General features: G+C 51.1%; 1 tRNA gene. It reads right to left on the bottom strand.

The annotated features are described in order from the left end of the window. Window positions 1-69 precede the first annotated feature (69 nt). Window positions 70-145 (bottom strand) — tRNA-Lys (locus tag ACJDT4_RS23445). Between the last annotated feature and the right edge of the window lie 74 nt (window positions 146-219).

Below are 219 nucleotides of genomic sequence, written 5' to 3' on the forward strand. Positions count from 1 at the left end.
TAGGGACTCGAACCCTAGACAACCAGAACCACAATCTGGCGCTCTACCAACTGAACTATATCCACCATATGGTGCGTCATCAGGGACTCGAACCCTGGGCACCCTGATTAAGAGTCAGGTGCTCTACCAACTGAGCTAATAACGCATATTTTGGAGCGGGTAGAGGGAATCGAACCCTCGTGACTAGCTTGGAAGGCTAGGGCTCTACCATTGAGCTAC

Source organism: Clostridium neuense (genome assembly GCF_045310695.1).
Lineage (GTDB): Bacteria > Bacillota > Clostridia > Clostridiales > Clostridiaceae > Clostridium_S > Clostridium_S neuense.